Source organism: Rhodococcus sp. MTM3W5.2 (assembly GCF_001984015.1).
GTDB classification, from domain to species: domain Bacteria; phylum Actinomycetota; class Actinomycetes; order Mycobacteriales; family Mycobacteriaceae; genus Rhodococcus_G; species Rhodococcus_G oryzae.
In genome coordinates this window covers 54,517-70,409 of record NZ_CP019572.1, presented here as the reverse complement: position 1 = coordinate 70,409, position 15,893 = coordinate 54,517, and the positions used below count along the sequence as shown (strand labels likewise).

Sequence of the window (15,893 nt, the reverse complement as noted above, 5' to 3'; positions counted from 1 at the left end):
GGGTCAGACCGGATCGGACACCGTGGCGCTGTTCCTGTCCCGAACCCAACGCGGCAGGATGAAAACCCCCTCCGCCTCGACGCAGACCCCGTCCGGCCCGGCGAGATGACCGGTGACGATGGTCTTGACGCCCTCGAGGCGATCGATGCGCGCCTCGGCGTGCAGGGCGCCGAGCGGGGTGGGGCGGCGGTAGCGCAGGGTCAACGTCCCGGTCATGCCGGGGGCACCGCCCGCCTCGGCGGCCGCGCCGAGCACCTGATCGAGCACAAGGGCAGACACGCCGCCGTGGGTCAGTCCGGCGGGTCCCTCATAGGCGGCACCGAGGTGGAAGTCGGCCCACGCGCGCCCGTCCGGATCGGTCTCGAGGAACAACGGCGGCGCGATCGCGTTGCGGAGCCCGGCCGCGGCGTTGCCCCAGGCCCGCTTCTGACCCGAGGCGCCCCAGCGCACGCCGTACGGTCCGGGGATCGTCCGCTGGCGCAGCAACCGCTTGGCGGACTCGATGTGCTCCTGCGCGGCGCGCACCTCCTGGTCGTCGACCTCGGTCAGCAGCGCGATCTCGATCAGCTCTCGGACGCTGTCGGTCAGCGGCCCGTACAGGTCGGCCTGCTGCGCGATCTCGTCGTCGGACAGTCCGTCGGCGACATAGAGCTGTTGTTGGTGAGCGATCGAGTCAGTCACAGTGCCTCACTAATGCGGTAAGTCGACACCGGGCACGAGGGCAACGGTCCTAGTGCACGGAGCGTCATGCGGTGCGATGTGCACTCTACATACGGTGCGGACGACGTTCGGCGCGCTACCGGAGCCGCTCGCGTCGCGCCAAGGTACTCCCCAGCCCTGCGGCCGCCGCGCGTACAGCTTCGACCTGACTCTCCGGCCGGAACCGTCCGGTCGGCCCGGTGACGCTGACGGCCGCGAGCGGCTCCTCACCCTGTCCGAGCACCGGCGCGGCCACACAATTGAGGCCGAGTGCGGATTCCTCGTGTTCGAACGCCACGCCGGTCTCCACGATTCGCGTCAGCTGGCGGCGCAGCAATCCGGGTGCCACCACGGTGTGTGCCGTGCGCCGGGTCATCGGCGACGAGAGCACCTCTTGCTGGATCCCCGGAGCTGCATACGCCAGCATGGCCTTGCCGATCGCGGTGCAGTGCAACGGATTTCGACCACCAGCCCGGGAGGGGGATTTCGCCTGGCGGTGACCACCGATCTTGGCGATGTACACGACGTCGTGACCCTCCCGAACGCCGAGGTGCACGGTCTCGTGGGTCCGCTCGTACAGGTCCTGCAGAAACGGCATCGCGACTTCGAGCAGGCTGCGTTCGAGCGATGCCCGCATCCCCAGTTCGAAGAGCCCGCCGCTGAGCCGGTAGCCGCCGTCGACGCGGTCGAGGAGCCGGTTCGCGACCAGTTCGCCGGATAGACGGTGCACTGTCGCCTTGTGCAGTCCGGTCCGGCGCACCAGCTCGGCAAGGGCCAGGGCGTTGTCGTCGGGCCGGAAGGCGCGCAGGATCGTCACCGCCTTGCCGAGCACGGTGTCGAGGTTCGCGGCGCCCGTCATCATTCGAGCGTATCGCTGAGTGAGACGAAGGGCTGGTTCGGCCGCACGGATCCCGTAACAGTAGGGGCCATGAGCCAGCCCACGAACTCCATCGCGGCGAGCGAGTCCGACATCGCCACCGCCGCGGACCGCCTCGCGTCCGCCGCCGCGGCCGGTGTGCCCTGCTCGCCGGTGCGGGATCTGATCGGCGCCGACGACCTCGCCGCCGCCTACGCCGTCCAGCAGCGCGTCAACGACCTCCGGCAGCAGGCAGGCGCCAAGGTCGTTGGACGCAAGATCGGCCTGACCTCGGTGGCCGTCCAGCAGCAGCTCGGCGTCGACCAGCCCGACCTCGGCGTCCTTTTCGACAACATGGCGTACGCCAATGGCGCCGACATCCCGATGAGCCTGCTGATCCAGCCGAAGATCGAGGGCGAGGTCGCGTTCGTGCTCGGCGCGGACCTGGCCGACGGCCCACTGGACGCAGCCCAGGTCCGCGGCGCGATCGAGTACGCCGTCGCCGCACTGGAGATCTGCGACAGCCGCATCGAGAACTGGGACATCCGCTTCGGCGACACCGTCGCCGACAACGCGTCGTCCGGCGTGTACGTCCTCGGGACCGAGCGCCGCACCCTCGACGAGGTCGCGCCTGTCGACGTCGTCATGTCGATGGCCGTCGACGGCCAGGAGGTCTCCTCCGGAAACGGCGCCGCCTGCCTCGGCGACCCGATCGAGGCCGTGGTGTGGCTCGCCCGCGCGGCGCGCGATCTCGGCCAGCCGCTGCTCGCCGGTCAGGTGATCCTGTCCGGTGCCCTCGGCCCGATGGCGACCGTCGCCGCCGGCAATACCGTCACCGTCACTGTGTCCGGTCTCGGCACCGTGACCGCCCGTTTCGTGGGAGAGAAGGAAGCATGAGCAAAGTCAAGGTTGCGATCATCGGATCAGGCAACATCGGCACCGATCTGATGATCAAGGTGCTCAACCATTCGGAGCACCTGGAAATGGGCGCGATGGTCGGTATCGACCCCGCCTCCGACGGTCTGGCACGGGCGGCGAAGCTCGGCGTGCCGATCACCGCTGAGGGCGTCGAGGGCCTCGTCGGCCTGCCGAACTTCGACGAGATCGAGATCGTCTTCGACGCGACGTCGGCGAAGGCGCACGTCGCGAACAACGCGCGCCTGGCCCCGCTCGGCAAGCGCATGATCGACCTCACCCCGGCCGCCATCGGGCCGTACGTGATCCCCGCGGTCAACGGCGACGACCACCTCGACGCGCCGAACGTGAACATGGTGACGTGTGGTGGCCAGGCCACCATCCCGATGGTCGCGGCCGTCTCCCGGGTGGTCCCTGTGGCGTACGCCGAGATCGTCGCGTCGATCGCGTCGAAGTCGGCTGGCCCCGGTACCCGCGCCAACATCGACGAGTTCACCGAGACCACGTCCGCGGCGATCGTGTCGGTCGGCGGCGCCAAGCGCGGCAAGGCCATCATCATCCTCAACCCCGCCGAGCCGCCGCTGATCATGCGCGACACGGTCTTCTGCCTCGTCGACGCGCCGGACCCGGCCACCCACGACGAGATCCGCCAGTCGATCGAGAAGATGGTCGGCGACGTCTCGGCCTACGTCCCCGGATACCGCCTCAAGCAGCAGGTCCAGATCACGGAGATCCCCGCCGACCAGCCGGTCGAGACCCTGGTCGTCGACGGCAACCGCCCGACCCACCAGGTGTCGATCTTCCTCGAGGTCGAGGGCGCCGGACACTACCTGCCCGCTTACGCCGGCAACCTCGACATCATGACCTCCGCAGGACAGCAGATCGCGGAGCGAATCGCACAGAAGAAGGAAGCCACCCGATGAGCAACCCCACCATCTTCGTCCAGGACGTCACCCTCCGGGACGGCATGCACGCGGTGCGCCACCGGATCTCGCCGGAGGACGTCAAGCGCATCGTGTCGGCCCTCGACGCCGCAGGCGTCGACGCCATCGAGGTCGCCCACGGTGACGGTCTCGCCGGCGGGTCCGTGAACTACGGTCCCGGCTCGCACACCGACTGGGAGTGGATCGAGGCCGCGGCGGAGTCCATCCAGAACGCCCGGCTGACCACGCTGCTGCTGCCCGGTGTCGGCACCATCGAGGAGCTCAAGCACGCCTACAAGCTGGGCGTGCGGTCGGTGCGCATCGCGACGCACTGCACCGAGGCCGACGTCTCCGCCCAGCACATCGAGACCGCCCGCGAAATCGGCATGGACGTCTCCGGCTTCCTGATGATGAGCCACATGGCTCCCGCCGAGGAACTCGCCAAGCAGGCCAAGCTGATGGAATCGTATGGCGCGCACTGCGTCTACGTCACCGACTCGGGTGGACGCCTGACCATGGGTGGGGTCCGCGACCGGGTCCGCGCCTACCGCGAGGTCCTCAACGAGGGCACCGAGATCGGCATCCACGCCCACGAGAACCTCTCGCTGTCGGTGGCGAACAGCGTCGTCGCCGTCGAGGAGGGTGTCTACCGCGTCGACGCGTCCCTCGCCGGGCACGGTGCGGGCGCGGGCAACTGCCCGATCGAGCCGTTCATCGCGGTCGCCGACCTGTACGAGTGGAAGCACGGCTGCGATGTGTTCGCCCTGCAGGACGCCGCCGACGACATCGTCCGTCCGCTGCAGGACCGGCCGGTGCGCGTCGACCGCGAGACCCTGACCCTCGGCTACGCCGGTGTGTACTCGAGCTTCCTGCGGCACGCGGAGACGGCGTCGGCCCGCTACGGCATCGACGTCCGCACCCTGCTGCTCGAGGCAGGCAAGCGCAAGCTGGTCGGCGGCCAGGAGGACATGCTCGTCGACATCGCTCTGAACCTGGTTGCGGAGCGCGAGGGCAAGGGCGCCAGCGCCTGACCCCAGGCATCTCGACCCTCGGGCGCTGTGACCGTTTCGGTCACAGCGCCCGAGTTGTTTTTCACGCGTGGTGTCTGACGGCTATGCGAAAGCGCGCAGCGCCGAGGCACGTTCGATGCCTCGGCGCTGCGCGCGATGGTGACGGTCAGGGCCTGCCGGCCGCGTCCTTGCGGAGCAGGAAGGCGAGGACGGCGGATTCGAACGCCTCCTTCTGCTCGATCATCGCCCAGTGCCCACAGTTCGGGAACACGTGCAGCTCGGCATTGGGGATGGTGCGCATCGGGATCAGCGCCATGTCCAGCGGGCTGACCCGGTCGTCGCGGCCCCACGTCAGCAACGTCGGCGCCTTGACCTTGTGCATCATCGCCCACGGCGGCGGCGCATCGGAGGCCTCCATCATCTTCACCATCTGCGCGAACGCGGCCTTGCCGTACATCCGGCGGGCGCTGTCGAGGGTCTCCGGATCGGTGGCCTGGGTCCAGCGCTCCTCGATGAGTTCCTCGGTCACCATCGACGGGTCGTAGACCATCGAGTGCAGCCACTGGATGAGGCGCTCGCGGGTCGGCGCCTCGGTGAACTCCTGGAGCAGCTTGATGCCCTCGCCCGGGCCGGGGCTGAAGATGTTCTTACCGATGCCGCCGATGGTCACGAGCCGGCGCACCTTGTCGGGGTGGTTGATCGCGTAGCTGATACCGACGCCGCCGCCCATCGAGTTGCCGATGATGTCGACGCTGTCGAGCCCGAGCGCGTCGACGAACACCTCAACCGACTGCAGCGCGGTGACCATCGGGTGGCCGCCGAAGTCGTCGCTGACGCCGAAGCCCGGGAATTCCAATACGAGACAACGGAAGTGCTCGGCGAAGAAGCCGAGGTTGCCCCTGTAGTTACGCCACCCGGTGACGCCGGGGCCCGACCCGTGCAGCAGCAACAGCGGGGGACCGTCGCCCGCCTCGTGATAGCGCAGGACGCCCGCGTCGGTGGTGACCTCCCGCAGGGTGCCCTCGTAGCTCAGGTCCGATGTCATCGCCTACCTCCGTCTCAAGATGCGGTGCCTCAGCCCGCCGATTACCCGCCACGCTGCCACCGCCGCGGCCCCGCTCCCAGGTGCCGTTCCGGTCAGTGGGCAACCCGAGCCCGGACACGGGTGAAGGGCACCCCCATCCGGTCGGACCGGACAGGAATGCCCTTCACCTGGCGAGGTATCGCCTGCGGGCGACTAGTCGACCGTTGCCATCGCGGGCTCGCCCGCGGCCGCGGAGGTGGGCACCGCCACCTGCTCGATGCGGCGCGGCAGCAGCAGACCCGCGACCAGGCCCGCCACGGCGGCGGCCGCCGCGATGAGGAAGGCGATCTGGAAGCCCTTGTCGGTGTAGAACGCCATGCCCTGCGTCATCTCCAGGGGGATCGGCGCGATGTGCGAGTTGTTCATGACGGTGAACGCGATCACCGGCAGCGCGGCAGGGAACACGCTCTGGAACACGCCGACGATGCTCGCGGTGGACGCCTGCAGCTGCGGCGGGACCGCCTCGATCAGCAGGTTGGGGATCGATGCGTAGCCCATGCCCATACCGAGACCGACCAGGCCCGCGAACACGATCAGCGTGCCCTTGGAGTCGTGCGAGAACGCGGTCAGGGAGCAACCGATGGCGGCCGAGACCATGCCGATGGCCAGCAGCGGACGCGGCTTGACGTGGCGACCGACCAGCACGCCGACGATCAGGCCGCCGACCACGGTCATGGCGCCGATCGGAGCCTGGAAGATCGCGAAGCCCTCGGCGTCGACACCGAACCCGTAGCCGAGACCCATGATCGCCGGTGTCATGACCATCATCGGCAGCAGCATCGTGTACAGGCCGCTGACGCCGTAGATGAACCCGGCCGCGGTGGCGGTCAGGATGACCGGACGGCGACGCAGCACCTTGAGGTCGATCAGCGGCTCCTTCATGGTGGCCGCGGTGACGAGCCACGCCACGACCAGCGCGATGCCACCGAACAGGTACGCCAGCGTCGAGCCCGCCTTCCAGCCCCACGTCGGGCCGAAGCTGATCGCGATGAGGATGCCGGCGATACCGCCACCGAGCAGCAGGGCGCCGAGGAAGTCCAGGCGCGAGCGCAGCCGCACCGTGGACTCGTCGGTGCTGACGAAGATCATGCCGCCCAGGATCACCAGGCCGATCACGAAGAACCAGAAGATGCTGCGGAAGCCGTGGTTGTCGATCAGCCAGCCGGTGATGAACGGGGCGGGGATGGCGATCAGGCCCATGCCGCTGGTCGCGATGCTCACCGCGAGCGCGATCGTCTTGGCCGGGAACACGTCACGGATCAGCGAGTAGCTCAGGAACAGGCAGGGCACCAACAGGCCGGACAGCGCGCGTCCGGCGATGAGCACGGCGTAGCTCCCCGCGACCGCGGAGACGAACGACCCCAGTGCGGCGATCGCGATGCACGCCAGCAGCAGCTTGCGCTTGCCGTACATGTCGGCGAGCTTGCCGATCAGGGGCGCGGTCATCGCGCCGACGAGCAGGAACGACGTGAGCAGCCACGCGCCCTGGGTGGTCTGGTAGTGCCCGGCAATCGCCGGGATCGCCATCGAGATCATCATGTAGCTGATCGCGAGCATCTCGAGCACGAGCACGATCGAGGCCAGGGAGAAGATCAGCCGCGGCGTCCACCGCTGCGGGAGTGCGTCCTGAACCTGCGGCGGGACAGATCCGCCGGGTTGAGCTGGAGCGACCATCATCGGGTCCTTTCGGGTGTTCCGCGAACTCGGTGTCGGAGACCGACGAGGATTCGAGCCGGGCATGTGGTGGGTGTTCACATTCACCAGGTGCTTGCCGACTGAATGTGTAATCGACATCACAGTTCCCAGAGCCCGTCCCGCACCATCCGTTGTTCCGCCCAGCGGGAGATCCGCGCGTTTTACGCACCGATTGGGGCCGAAATACTGAGGTAAATAGGCAAATCGGGCGTGTAGCACTGTCCGCCGACTCCCGCCACGAGACGATCGTCACGAGCCAGGACCGCGGGGCAGGGCAGCGTAGGGCAGCGGCACCCGCGCCCGCGTCCGTATCTCCCGATGAGCGGCACGAGATCGCCGCGCACGCCGTGCGCGCTGGCTACCTTGGAGCCGGGAATGTGATGTCGACCACCAGAAGGAGTTCCATGACGGCCGCCCTTGATTTCGAGAGCACCAGCAGGACCATCACCGGCGAGTACGAGCTGCACTATCACGAGGCGGGTACCGGCCCGGTGCTGCTGATGCTGCACGGCTCCGGTCCCGGGGTGAGCGGCTGGTCGAATTTCGCGGGGAACCTCCCCGTCTTCGCCGAGCACCACCGCACGATCGTCCTGGACATGCCCGGCTTCGGGCGCAGCCCGGCACTGGAGTGGAACGACGTGTACCCGCGGGTGGCCGCCGACGCGATCCGCTTCTTCCTCGACGAGCTCGGTATCGAGAGCGTCGACATCGTCGGAAACTCCATGGGCGGCAACGTCGGTACGGAATTCGCCCTGGCCCACCCGGAGCGGGTGCGCAGGATGGTGCTGATGGGCCCCGGCGGGCTCGCGGTCAACAGTTTCGCGCCGCCGGTGAGCGAGGGCTCACGCCGGCTGTTCGAGTTCCTGGCGAACCCGACGCGCGAGGGCATGGTCGCGTGGGTGGACACAATGGTGGGCAACCCCGCGGTGGTCACCGACGAACTGATCGACCAGCGGCTGGCGAACGCCCTGGCGCCGGGCGCGATCGCCAACACCTTCAAGATCTTTCAGACGTTCTCCGATCCGCGGTTCGCGGACCGGCCGCAGCTGTGGGCCAGGGCGGCCCAGGTGCAGCAGGAGACGCTGCTCGTCTGGGGCCGGGACGACCGGATGCTGCCCTACGAGGGCAGCCTGTTCCCGTTCCGGCAGATGCCGAACGCGGAACTGCACGTGTTCTCACGCTGCGGGCACTGGGCACAGATCGAGCGCAAGACGGACTTCGAGCGCCTCACCCTGGAGTTCCTGGGGCGCTAGGCCCCGAAAACGACCGTGACCCAATGTCACACTCGTTCGGTCGAACTGAACGAATGTGACATTGGGTCAACGGGTTTGGCTCGGGTCAGTCCAGGCGACCGGGAACCGGATAGCTCCGGAGGGCATCGGTCTCGAGTACACCCTTCATCGCGGCCTCCTCGATGGAGTCACGCAGCGCGGTGCACGTGGGGATCCACTTGCTGTCCACGCCGAGCGCGGCCTGCCGCGCGAACTCGGGGCAGGACACCTCCGCGTCCGCCAGCCACTGGATGCTGGTGTGGGTGGGGCTGTACTTCTCCACCAACACCCGGTTCCCGCAGCTGGTGCAGCTCAGTTCCTGCATGGTCGCCTCGTCTCCTAGTTGACCCCGGCGGCGTGCCGCGCGCCGATGTAGCCGAACACCATTGCCGGACCGATGGTCGCGCCGGCACCGGCGTAGTCGTTGCCCATCACCGCGGCCGAGGTGTTGCCGGTGGCGTAGAGGCCCGCGATGGGCTCACCGTCGGCGCGAAGCACCTGCGCCTTCTCGTTGTAGACCAGTCCACCCTTGGTGCCGAGGTCGCCTGCCCTGGTACGCAACGCGTAGTAGGGCCCCTGGTCCAGCACGTCCAGCGTGGGCTGCGCCAGGGTCGGGTCGCCGTAGTAGTTGTCGTAGGCGCTGGCGCCCCGGTTGAAGTCCTCGTCCCGGCCGGCCCTGGCGAATCCGTTGTACCGCTTGACGGTGTCGGCGAGCGCGGCCACGGGGACGTCGATCTTCTCCGCGAGCTCTTCGACGGTCTCGGCGGTCTGGATGAGACCGCTCTCCAGCCAGGCCTTGGGGAACTTCTGCCCGGGCATGATGCCACCGATCGGGTAGCGGCCCTTGGCCTTGTGGTCGAAGACGAACCAGGTGGGCTCGTGTCCGCCTGCGAGCTGATCGTGCACGAACGTCACGTACGGCGACGCCTCGTTCGTGAAGCGCTTGCCGTGCTGGTCGACGATGATCGAGCGGGGGATCGAGCGCTCGGAGACCAGCACCTGGTTGATGCCGTCGGGGCGCCGGAAGGACGGCATCCACCACGCGTCGTCCATGAGATCCAAAGCGGCACCAAGCTTCTCGCCCGCGATGATGCCGTCACCGGTGTTCTCCACCGCGGCGGCGCTGAAGTTGTCCTTGCCGCCCTCGCGGAGGTAGCGCTTGCGCATCTCCTCGTTGTACTCGAAGCCGCCGCTGGCCAGCAGCACGCCGCGGCGGGCGCGGATCCGCACCTGCTTGCCGTTGCGCTCGGCGACCACGCCGGTGACGGCGCCGGACTCGTCGGTGACGAGGGACTGCAGCGCGGTGTTCAGCCACAGCGGGACACCGGCATCCTTGAGCGCCAGCCGCAGCCGGGCGATGAGCGCGCGGCCGAGGGTGTCCATGTGCCGACGCAGCACGATGGCCTTGACGGCCCGCAGCCCGGTGAGCAGCGCGGTCCACTTGGCCTTCCATGTCCGCGTCACCATGTTGAGCTGCACGAAGTCCTTCGAGGTGATGAACAGCCCAGGGGGCGTCGCCAGCGCGGCCGGACGCAGCAGGTCCTCGTCCTCGCCGAGCTCCTTGAGGTTGACCGGGAGCGGCTCGATCGTGCGGCCGTTGGGGCGGCCGCCCGGCTGCTCGGGGTGGTAGTCGGAGTAGCCGGTGCACCACTGGAACCGCATGTGCGGGCTCGAGGTTTCCAGGAACTCGAGGGTGCGGGGGCCCTCGTCGATGAACGCGTCGAGGTTCTTCGAGGGCACCCGATCCCCGACGACGGCGTCGAGGTAGGTGCGCACGTCCGCGCGCGAGTCGCCGAGTCCCTCACGGACGAGCAGCGGGTTGTTGGGGACCCAGATGCCGCCGCCGGACAGTGCGGTCGTGCCGCCGTACACGGCGGCCTTCTCGATGACGAGGGTGTCCAGGCCCCGGTCGGCCGCGGAGAGGGCGCCGGTCAGGCCGCCGCAACCGCTGCCGACCACGACGAAATCGACCTCATGGTCCCAGGATTGTTCGCTTGCAGACATAGTTCTCTCTCTGGTGATACTCAGCCGAAGCTGATGTCGTCCTGCGACCAGAACGCGCGCATGCTGGTGATCCGCGCCTGGTCGTCGAAGGTCATGACGTCGATCGGTTCGATCGTGATGGTCTGCTCGCCGGTGTCGGTGACCACCCGGAACGCGAAGGCGGCCGAATTGCCGGCGACCCGGATGGAGAGCAGTTCGGTCTTGTTCTGCACCGCGTCCAGCGCACTGTAGAACTTCTCGATGGCCTCGCGGCCGACCAGCGGCTCGGTGCCAACCGGGTCCTCGAGGGTGGCGTCGTCCGCGTACAGGGCGGCGACGTCGGCCGACGTTCCGCCCCCCACCGCGTCGAGGTACTTCGACACCGTCGAACGGATGTCGTCTGCTGAGGCCATGATCTCTCCCGGGCATATGGGTACGGTCTGTACGTGTGACGGTAGCCACAACGGCCCGCCCGTGCCCCCGGCCTTCCCGCCCAGCGGGAGGCCGCCGACCAGCGGAACAGAGGTGCCACGATGTCCGGTACGGTCCCTCGGTTATGACCGTCGGCGACATTTCCCCCGACACGATATGGGCGGTGCTGAGCGAGTCCGCGCGGCGCCACCCCGAACGCGAGGCCGTCGTGGACGGACGGGAGCGGCTCACCTACGAGCAGCTCGCGGCGGCCGCCTCCCGTGCGGGGATGGCGATGTCCGCCAGCGGGATCCGGCACGGCGACCGCATCGCCCTGTGGGCGCCGAACTCCGCTCGCTGGGCGGTGGTCGCTCTCGGCGCCCATTCCATCGGCGCGGTGGTGGTGCCGGTCAACACCAGGGCCCGAGGCGCCGAGGCCGCGCACCAGCTGCGCACGACCCGCAGCCGGGTGCTCTTCGTGGACGACGGATTCCTCGGCACCGGCTACGCCGCGATGCTCCGGGCGGCCGCGGGCGAATCCGGACCCGACCGGCCGGTGCTCGGCCTCCCGGATCTGGAGCGGATCGTCGATTTCCACCGTGAGCCGGACCTCCACATCACGAGCTGGGCGCAGTTCCTCGGGTGCGCGGCGAAGCCACGCGCCGTCGACCTGCGGGCGAACCATCGGGCTGGCCCGCCCGGGCCCGACGACCTCGCCTACATCATGTCGACGTCCGGCTCGACCGGCCCGGCCAAGGGCGTGGTGCTCCGGCACGGACAACTGGTTCGCGTGTACCGGTCCCTGTCCGAGCGGCTGGGGATCGGCCGCGGCGACCGGGTACTGGGGGTGACCCCGCTGTCGCATTCGTTCGGCCTCAACGCCGGCCTGCTGGCGGCGCTGGCCGCTGGCGGCTGCTACGTCGCCGTGGACGTGTTCGACCCGGTTGCCGCGCTCACCCGGATCGCGACCGAACGGATCACCGTGTTGTCCGGTCCGCCGACGCTGTTCGCCGACCTGATCGCCGCGGCGCCCGCGGAGCGAGACCCGCGGGCGCACACCCCGCGGCTCGCCGTCACCGGCGCGGCGACGGTTGCGGCCCCGCTGCTCGACCGCATCCGCCTGGTGCTTGGCATCCCGCTGATCGTCACCGGCTACGGGCTCACCGAGGCCAGCGGCACCGTGACCGCGAGACACCCCGAACCGCAGACCGTCTCACTCGCCGCGCCGCCGCTACCTGGAGTGGAGCTGCGCGTGGTCGACGCCGAGGGAAACGCCGTCGCGAATGGCACCGCGGGCGAGGTCCTGGTCCGCGGATACAACGTGATGTCGGGCTATTTCGAGAACGAGGCGGCCACCGCGAAGACCCTCGACGGCGACGGCTGGCTGCACACCGGCGACGTGGGGGTGCTCGAGGCCGGGGAACTGCGGATCGTCGACCGGATCGGCGAGATGTTCATCGTCGGCGGCTTCAACGTGTACCCCTCCGAGGTGGAGCAGGTGCTGAGCAGGCACCCGGCGGTCGGCGAGGTCGCGGTCGTCGGGGTACCCGACGACCGGCTGGGGGAGCGCGGGATCGCATATGCGGTCCCGCGCCCCGGCCACACCGTGACCGGACGGCAGCTGATCGAGCACTGTCGCGATGCGCTCGCCGGCTACAAGGTGCCTGCCGAGGTGATCCTGCTCAGCGAGATGCCGCGGATCGCCGCGGGCAAGCCGTCCCGACGGGCGCTGCGCGAGCTGGCCCTGCAGCGGCGCGCGGAGCACCGCGGCACCGCCTGAGGCGCTTGGCTACTCCGAGAACCCGCCGAATCCGCCCTTGAAGAACAACAGCGGCCTGCCGTCGGCATCCGCGGTCAGGTCGGTGATGCGGGCAAGCACGATGGTGTGGTCGCCCGCGTCGTGCTCGAGTTCGACCGTGGCCTCGATCCTCGCCAGCGCGCCGCCGAGCGCAGGGGCACCGTTGCCCGCCGGGCTCCAATCGACCTGGGCGAATTTGTCGCCGCCGCTCACCGCGAAGGTCGAGCAGACGTCCTTCTGATCGTGGGCGAGGATGTTGATGCACAGCGACCCGGCCTCGCGCAGCAGCGGCCAGCTGGTGGAGGTCTTCGCGGGGCAGAACGAGATGTACGGCGGATCCAGCGACACCGACACCACCGACTGGCAGGCGAACCCGAGGGGCCGGTCGCCGTCGTGGGCGGCGATCACCGCGACCCCGGTGCAGAAGTGCCCCATCACCTTTCTCAGTGTGGCGGCGTCGGGAGCCGAGAGAGCGTCCTGCTCGGCGACGGCTGTGATCTCTGCGCTCATTGCGGTTCCTCCTGATGAAACGGGCAACAACCAGGATCGCCACACCCTGTGTGTGGCGCCATCCAGGTTCCCGGTCAGTGGTAGCTTGCCTTGTCCAGGTCATCTGTCCAGTTGCTAGGCTCCCGAGGTGGCACCGACCGAACCGGCCTCCGAGTCTGATCTACCCAACCTGCCCGCGACCAGCTGGGCTGTACTCGGCATGCTCGCGTTCGACGAGGAGCTGTCCGGCTACGAGCTCAAGAAGTGGGCCGACTGGAGCATCAAGTTCTTCTACTGGAGCCCGTCCTTCAGCCAGGTCTACACGGAGCTGAAGAAGCTCGAGAAGCACGGCTTCGTCACGTCCCGGGTGCAGCACGACAACGGCGTCCGCGGCCGCCGCCTCTACAAGATCACCGAGTCGGGAACCGCCGCGGTCGGGCGCTGGTCCAACGAGGCTCCGATCGACCCGCCCATCCTCAAACACGGTGTGATGCTTCGCATCTGGCTCGGACACCTGAACAAGCCGGAACGGCTCAAGGAGATCCTCCGCGAGCACATCGAGTACGTGTCGAAGATGGAACGACGCGCCGCGGCCGACGCCTCCGGCGCGGACAAAGAACCGGCATGGGCGTACTCCCAGATCGTGCTGCGGTGGGCCGAGCGGTACTACGCCGCCGAGCGCGACCTGGCCGAGCAGCTGATCGCCGACATCGACAAGGCCGACGCCGTCCTCGCACAGGTCAAGGACGGCGACGACGCCGGCTTCCCGAAGCCGACCCCCGGCGCCTGGCGCCAGGTGGAGGTCGAGACCGAGTCTGAGAACCCCGACCTCGAGTGAGCTCTAGCGGTCTGGGTCGAGGATTTCCCTCAGGTCCGCCCACGCCTGCTTCTGCGCGGTGCGCGCCAGGGCCAGCATGCCCATCGTCATGAACCCGTGAATCGCCCCGTCGTATCGACGATGGTTGACCTGAACACCCTCGGCGGCAAGGGCATTCGCATAGGCGTCTCCCTCCGAGCAGAGCGGGTCACAGCCCGCGGTCACCACCACGGACGGCGGTAGGCCGGCGAGCTCCGCGCGCAGGGGAGAGGCGTGGGGGTGATCCCGGTCCTCGACCGCGACGTACTGATCCCAGTACCACTGCATCGCGGCACGGGTGTTGAAGTGACCGGTCGCGAACTCCCGGTAGGAATCGGTCTCGAAGTCCGCGGCGATCACCGGGTAGAGCAGCAGCTGCGCCGCGAGGGCAGGGCCGCCGCGCTCGCGGGCCAGGAGCGAGGTCACCGCGGCCAGGTTGCCACCGGCGCTGTCCCCTGCGACCACGACCCGGCCGGCGTCACCACCGAGTTCCGCCGCGTGCTCGGCCGCCCACGCCACCACGGCGTAGACGTCCTCGGCGGCGGCGGGCCACCGCGCCTCCGGGGCCAGCCGGTAGTCGACCGACACCACGATCGCCCCGACACCGTTGGCCATCGCCCGACAGATCCCGTCGTGGGTGTCCAGATCGCAGAACACGAACCCGCCGCCGTGCGCGAACACGACGATCGGCATCTCCGCTCCTGCGGTGACCGCAGGCCGGTAGATCCGGACCGTCAGGTCAGAGCCGGGGCCGGGGACCACGCGTTCGGTGACCTCGGCGACCGGCTCCGGCTGATCGGGCCGCACCAGCCTGGCCCGGATCGCGGCGCGCGCCTGTGCGCCTGTCATGGTCTCGACCTTCGGGAATCCGGCGTCCAGCGCGTCGAGAATCGCTGCCACCTCGGCGTCGACGCTCATGCGTACTGCAGATCCGTCGGCGCCGCCGCGGGGCGGGGCGGTGGGCCGACGGCCCACCGAGGATGGGGCGCGGCTGCTGCTGCAGGGTCGGCTGGACCCGGACCGGGCCGCCCTCGATGTTGCGCCAGATGCCCAGCGCGGTCATCCGGACGGGTGCGGCGAGCCGGTGGTCGAGCTTCATCTGCGAGACCGGACCGCAGATCGAGACGGCGGCGACGGCCTCGCCGATGTTCCCGATCGGGGCAGCCACACAGCCGAACCCGGGCAGGGACTCCTCGCGCTCGTAGGCGATGCCCTGCTCGCGCACCTTGGCCAACTCGGCGCGGAGCTGCGCCCCTGTGGAGATGGAGTACTTGGTCTTGCGGCTGAGAAGGTCGCCGTCGAGAGCCGCGAGCTGGGCCTCACCCGCGAACCCGAGGATCGCCTTGCCGACCCCGGTGCAGTGCGCGGGGTAGCGGCCGCCGACGCGGGTCGGGATGGCGGCGGCCATCCGGCCGCCGATCTTCTCGAGGTACACGACGTCGGGACCGTCGAGGATCGCCAGGTGGACGACGTGGCCGGTCACCCGGTGCAGCTCGTGCAGGAAGGGCAGCGCGGCCCGGTGCATCCGATCCTGGTGCACCGCGAGGGAGCCGAGTTCCACCAGGCGCATGCCCAGCTCGTAGTCGCGCCCCTGCCTGCGCAGCCAGCGGAGGTGGACGAGCCGCTCGAGCATCCGGTGCGCCGAGGAGCGCGGCAGCCCGGTGCGCCGAACCACCTGAGCGAGCGTCAGCCGGCCCGGTCCGTCGAAGGCATCCAGAACGAGCGAGACGCGATCGAGTACGGCGCTCGGGGTGCTGGCGTCGACCAAAGTTGTCATGGGGTCCTCCGGGAGTGCTTGGCGGCTGGGGGCGCCGGGTTGGTGCGACGATCGGCTGGGGGTCCGACCGGGGTGTTTCGATTAGGAATATGACTATTGATAGCACGAGCTTGTGTCGGCTGTCAC

At 69.1% G+C, this 15,893-nt stretch carries 15 protein-coding genes and 1 pseudogene; 6 read left to right on the top strand and 10 right to left on the bottom strand.

What is annotated here, in order from left to right; translation table 11 throughout:
* Positions 1 to 3 precede the first annotated feature (3 nt).
* Both BTZ20_RS00330 and BTZ20_RS00325 read right to left on the bottom strand, forming a co-directional pair.
* A complete protein-coding gene (locus BTZ20_RS00330) occupies positions 4 to 681 on the bottom strand; it encodes a PaaI family thioesterase (RefSeq protein ID WP_077039976.1) in 678 nt (225 codons plus the stop codon).
* A gap of 115 nt (positions 682 to 796) precedes the next feature.
* On the bottom strand, positions 797 to 1,558 hold the full coding sequence (locus tag BTZ20_RS00325) for an IclR family transcriptional regulator (RefSeq protein ID WP_077043352.1): 762 nt from the start codon (positions 1,556 to 1,558) through the stop codon (positions 797 to 799).
* 69 nt (positions 1,559 to 1,627) lie between these two features.
* On the opposite strand from BTZ20_RS00325, the gene BTZ20_RS00320 reads away from it, so the two are divergent.
* The 3 genes from BTZ20_RS00320 to dmpG are packed head-to-tail and all read left to right on the top strand — an operon-like array spanning position 1,628 to position 4,424.
* Complete coding sequence (locus BTZ20_RS00320) at positions 1,628 to 2,452, top strand: 2-keto-4-pentenoate hydratase (protein ID WP_077039975.1); 825 nt, start codon at positions 1,628 to 1,630, stop codon at positions 2,450 to 2,452.
* Positions 2,449 to 3,393, top strand: a complete 945-nt coding sequence (locus BTZ20_RS00315) for an acetaldehyde dehydrogenase (acetylating) (protein ID WP_077039974.1) — start codon at positions 2,449 to 2,451, stop codon at positions 3,391 to 3,393. Before BTZ20_RS00320 ends, BTZ20_RS00315 begins: the two co-directional genes overlap by 4 nt.
* Entirely contained in the window at positions 3,390 to 4,424 is a 1,035-nt protein-coding gene (gene dmpG, locus BTZ20_RS00310; protein ID WP_077039973.1) for a 4-hydroxy-2-oxovalerate aldolase, read from the top strand. Before BTZ20_RS00315 ends, dmpG begins: the two co-directional genes overlap by 4 nt.
* 145 nt (positions 4,425 to 4,569) lie before the next feature.
* Here the strand turns inward: dmpG and BTZ20_RS00305 are convergent, their stop codons facing one another.
* Positions 4,570 to 5,448 (bottom strand): alpha/beta fold hydrolase, encoded by an 879-nt coding sequence (locus tag BTZ20_RS00305; RefSeq protein WP_077039972.1) that lies wholly within the window; start codon positions 5,446 to 5,448, stop codon positions 4,570 to 4,572.
* A gap of 192 nt (positions 5,449 to 5,640) precedes the next feature.
* Positions 5,641 to 7,161 (bottom strand): MFS transporter, encoded by a 1,521-nt coding sequence (locus BTZ20_RS00300; protein WP_077043351.1) that lies wholly within the window; start codon positions 7,159 to 7,161, stop codon positions 5,641 to 5,643.
* 425 nt (positions 7,162 to 7,586) lie between these two features.
* Here BTZ20_RS00300 and BTZ20_RS00295 point away from each other — a divergent pair, with 425 nt between their 5' ends.
* A complete protein-coding gene (locus BTZ20_RS00295) occupies positions 7,587 to 8,435 on the top strand; it encodes an alpha/beta fold hydrolase (protein ID WP_077039971.1) in 849 nt (282 codons plus the stop codon).
* A gap of 85 nt (positions 8,436 to 8,520) precedes the next feature.
* On the opposite strand, the gene BTZ20_RS00290 is transcribed toward BTZ20_RS00295, so the two are convergent.
* Genes BTZ20_RS00290 through BTZ20_RS00280 form a run of 3 tightly spaced genes read right to left on the bottom strand, consistent with a single transcriptional unit; the run spans position 8,521 to position 10,849 of the window.
* Positions 8,521 to 8,778: a hypothetical protein gene (locus BTZ20_RS00290; RefSeq protein ID WP_077039970.1), complete on the bottom strand. Its 258-nt coding sequence runs from the start codon at positions 8,776 to 8,778 to the stop codon at positions 8,521 to 8,523.
* A gap of 14 nt (positions 8,779 to 8,792) precedes the next feature.
* Positions 8,793 to 10,457, bottom strand: a complete 1,665-nt coding sequence (locus BTZ20_RS00285) for an FAD-binding protein (RefSeq protein WP_077039969.1) — start codon at positions 10,455 to 10,457, stop codon at positions 8,793 to 8,795.
* Positions 10,458 to 10,477: 20 nt separating this feature from the next.
* Complete coding sequence (locus tag BTZ20_RS00280) at positions 10,478 to 10,849, bottom strand: nuclear transport factor 2 family protein (RefSeq protein WP_077039968.1); 372 nt, start codon at positions 10,847 to 10,849, stop codon at positions 10,478 to 10,480.
* 182 nt (positions 10,850 to 11,031) lie between these two features.
* Here BTZ20_RS00280 and BTZ20_RS00275 point away from each other — a divergent pair, with 182 nt between their 5' ends.
* The gene (locus tag BTZ20_RS00275) at positions 11,032 to 12,627 is read left to right on the top strand and encodes an AMP-binding protein (protein WP_223263544.1); all 1,596 of its coding nucleotides are present in this window, start codon (positions 11,032 to 11,034) and stop codon (positions 12,625 to 12,627) included.
* A gap of 9 nt (positions 12,628 to 12,636) precedes the next feature.
* Here the strand turns inward: BTZ20_RS00275 and BTZ20_RS00270 are convergent, their stop codons facing one another.
* Complete coding sequence (locus BTZ20_RS00270; RefSeq protein ID WP_077039966.1) at positions 12,637 to 13,155, bottom strand: flavin reductase family protein; 519 nt, start codon at positions 13,153 to 13,155, stop codon at positions 12,637 to 12,639.
* A 199-nt stretch (positions 13,156 to 13,354) separates the two neighbouring features.
* Between BTZ20_RS00270 and BTZ20_RS00265 the strand changes: the two genes are divergently transcribed.
* Entirely contained in the window at positions 13,355 to 13,972 is a 618-nt protein-coding gene (locus tag BTZ20_RS00265) for a PadR family transcriptional regulator (protein WP_083742861.1), read from the top strand.
* A gap of 3 nt (positions 13,973 to 13,975) precedes the next feature.
* Here the strand turns inward: BTZ20_RS00265 and BTZ20_RS00260 are convergent, their stop codons facing one another.
* Both BTZ20_RS00260 and BTZ20_RS00255 read right to left on the bottom strand, forming a co-directional pair.
* Complete coding sequence (locus BTZ20_RS00260) at positions 13,976 to 14,908, bottom strand: alpha/beta hydrolase (protein WP_077039964.1); 933 nt, start codon at positions 14,906 to 14,908, stop codon at positions 13,976 to 13,978.
* 46 nt (positions 14,909 to 14,954) lie between these two features.
* Positions 14,955 to 15,767, bottom strand: a pseudogene (locus tag BTZ20_RS00255) (IclR family transcriptional regulator); the annotation flags it as partial.
* Positions 15,768 to 15,893 lie beyond the last annotated feature (126 nt).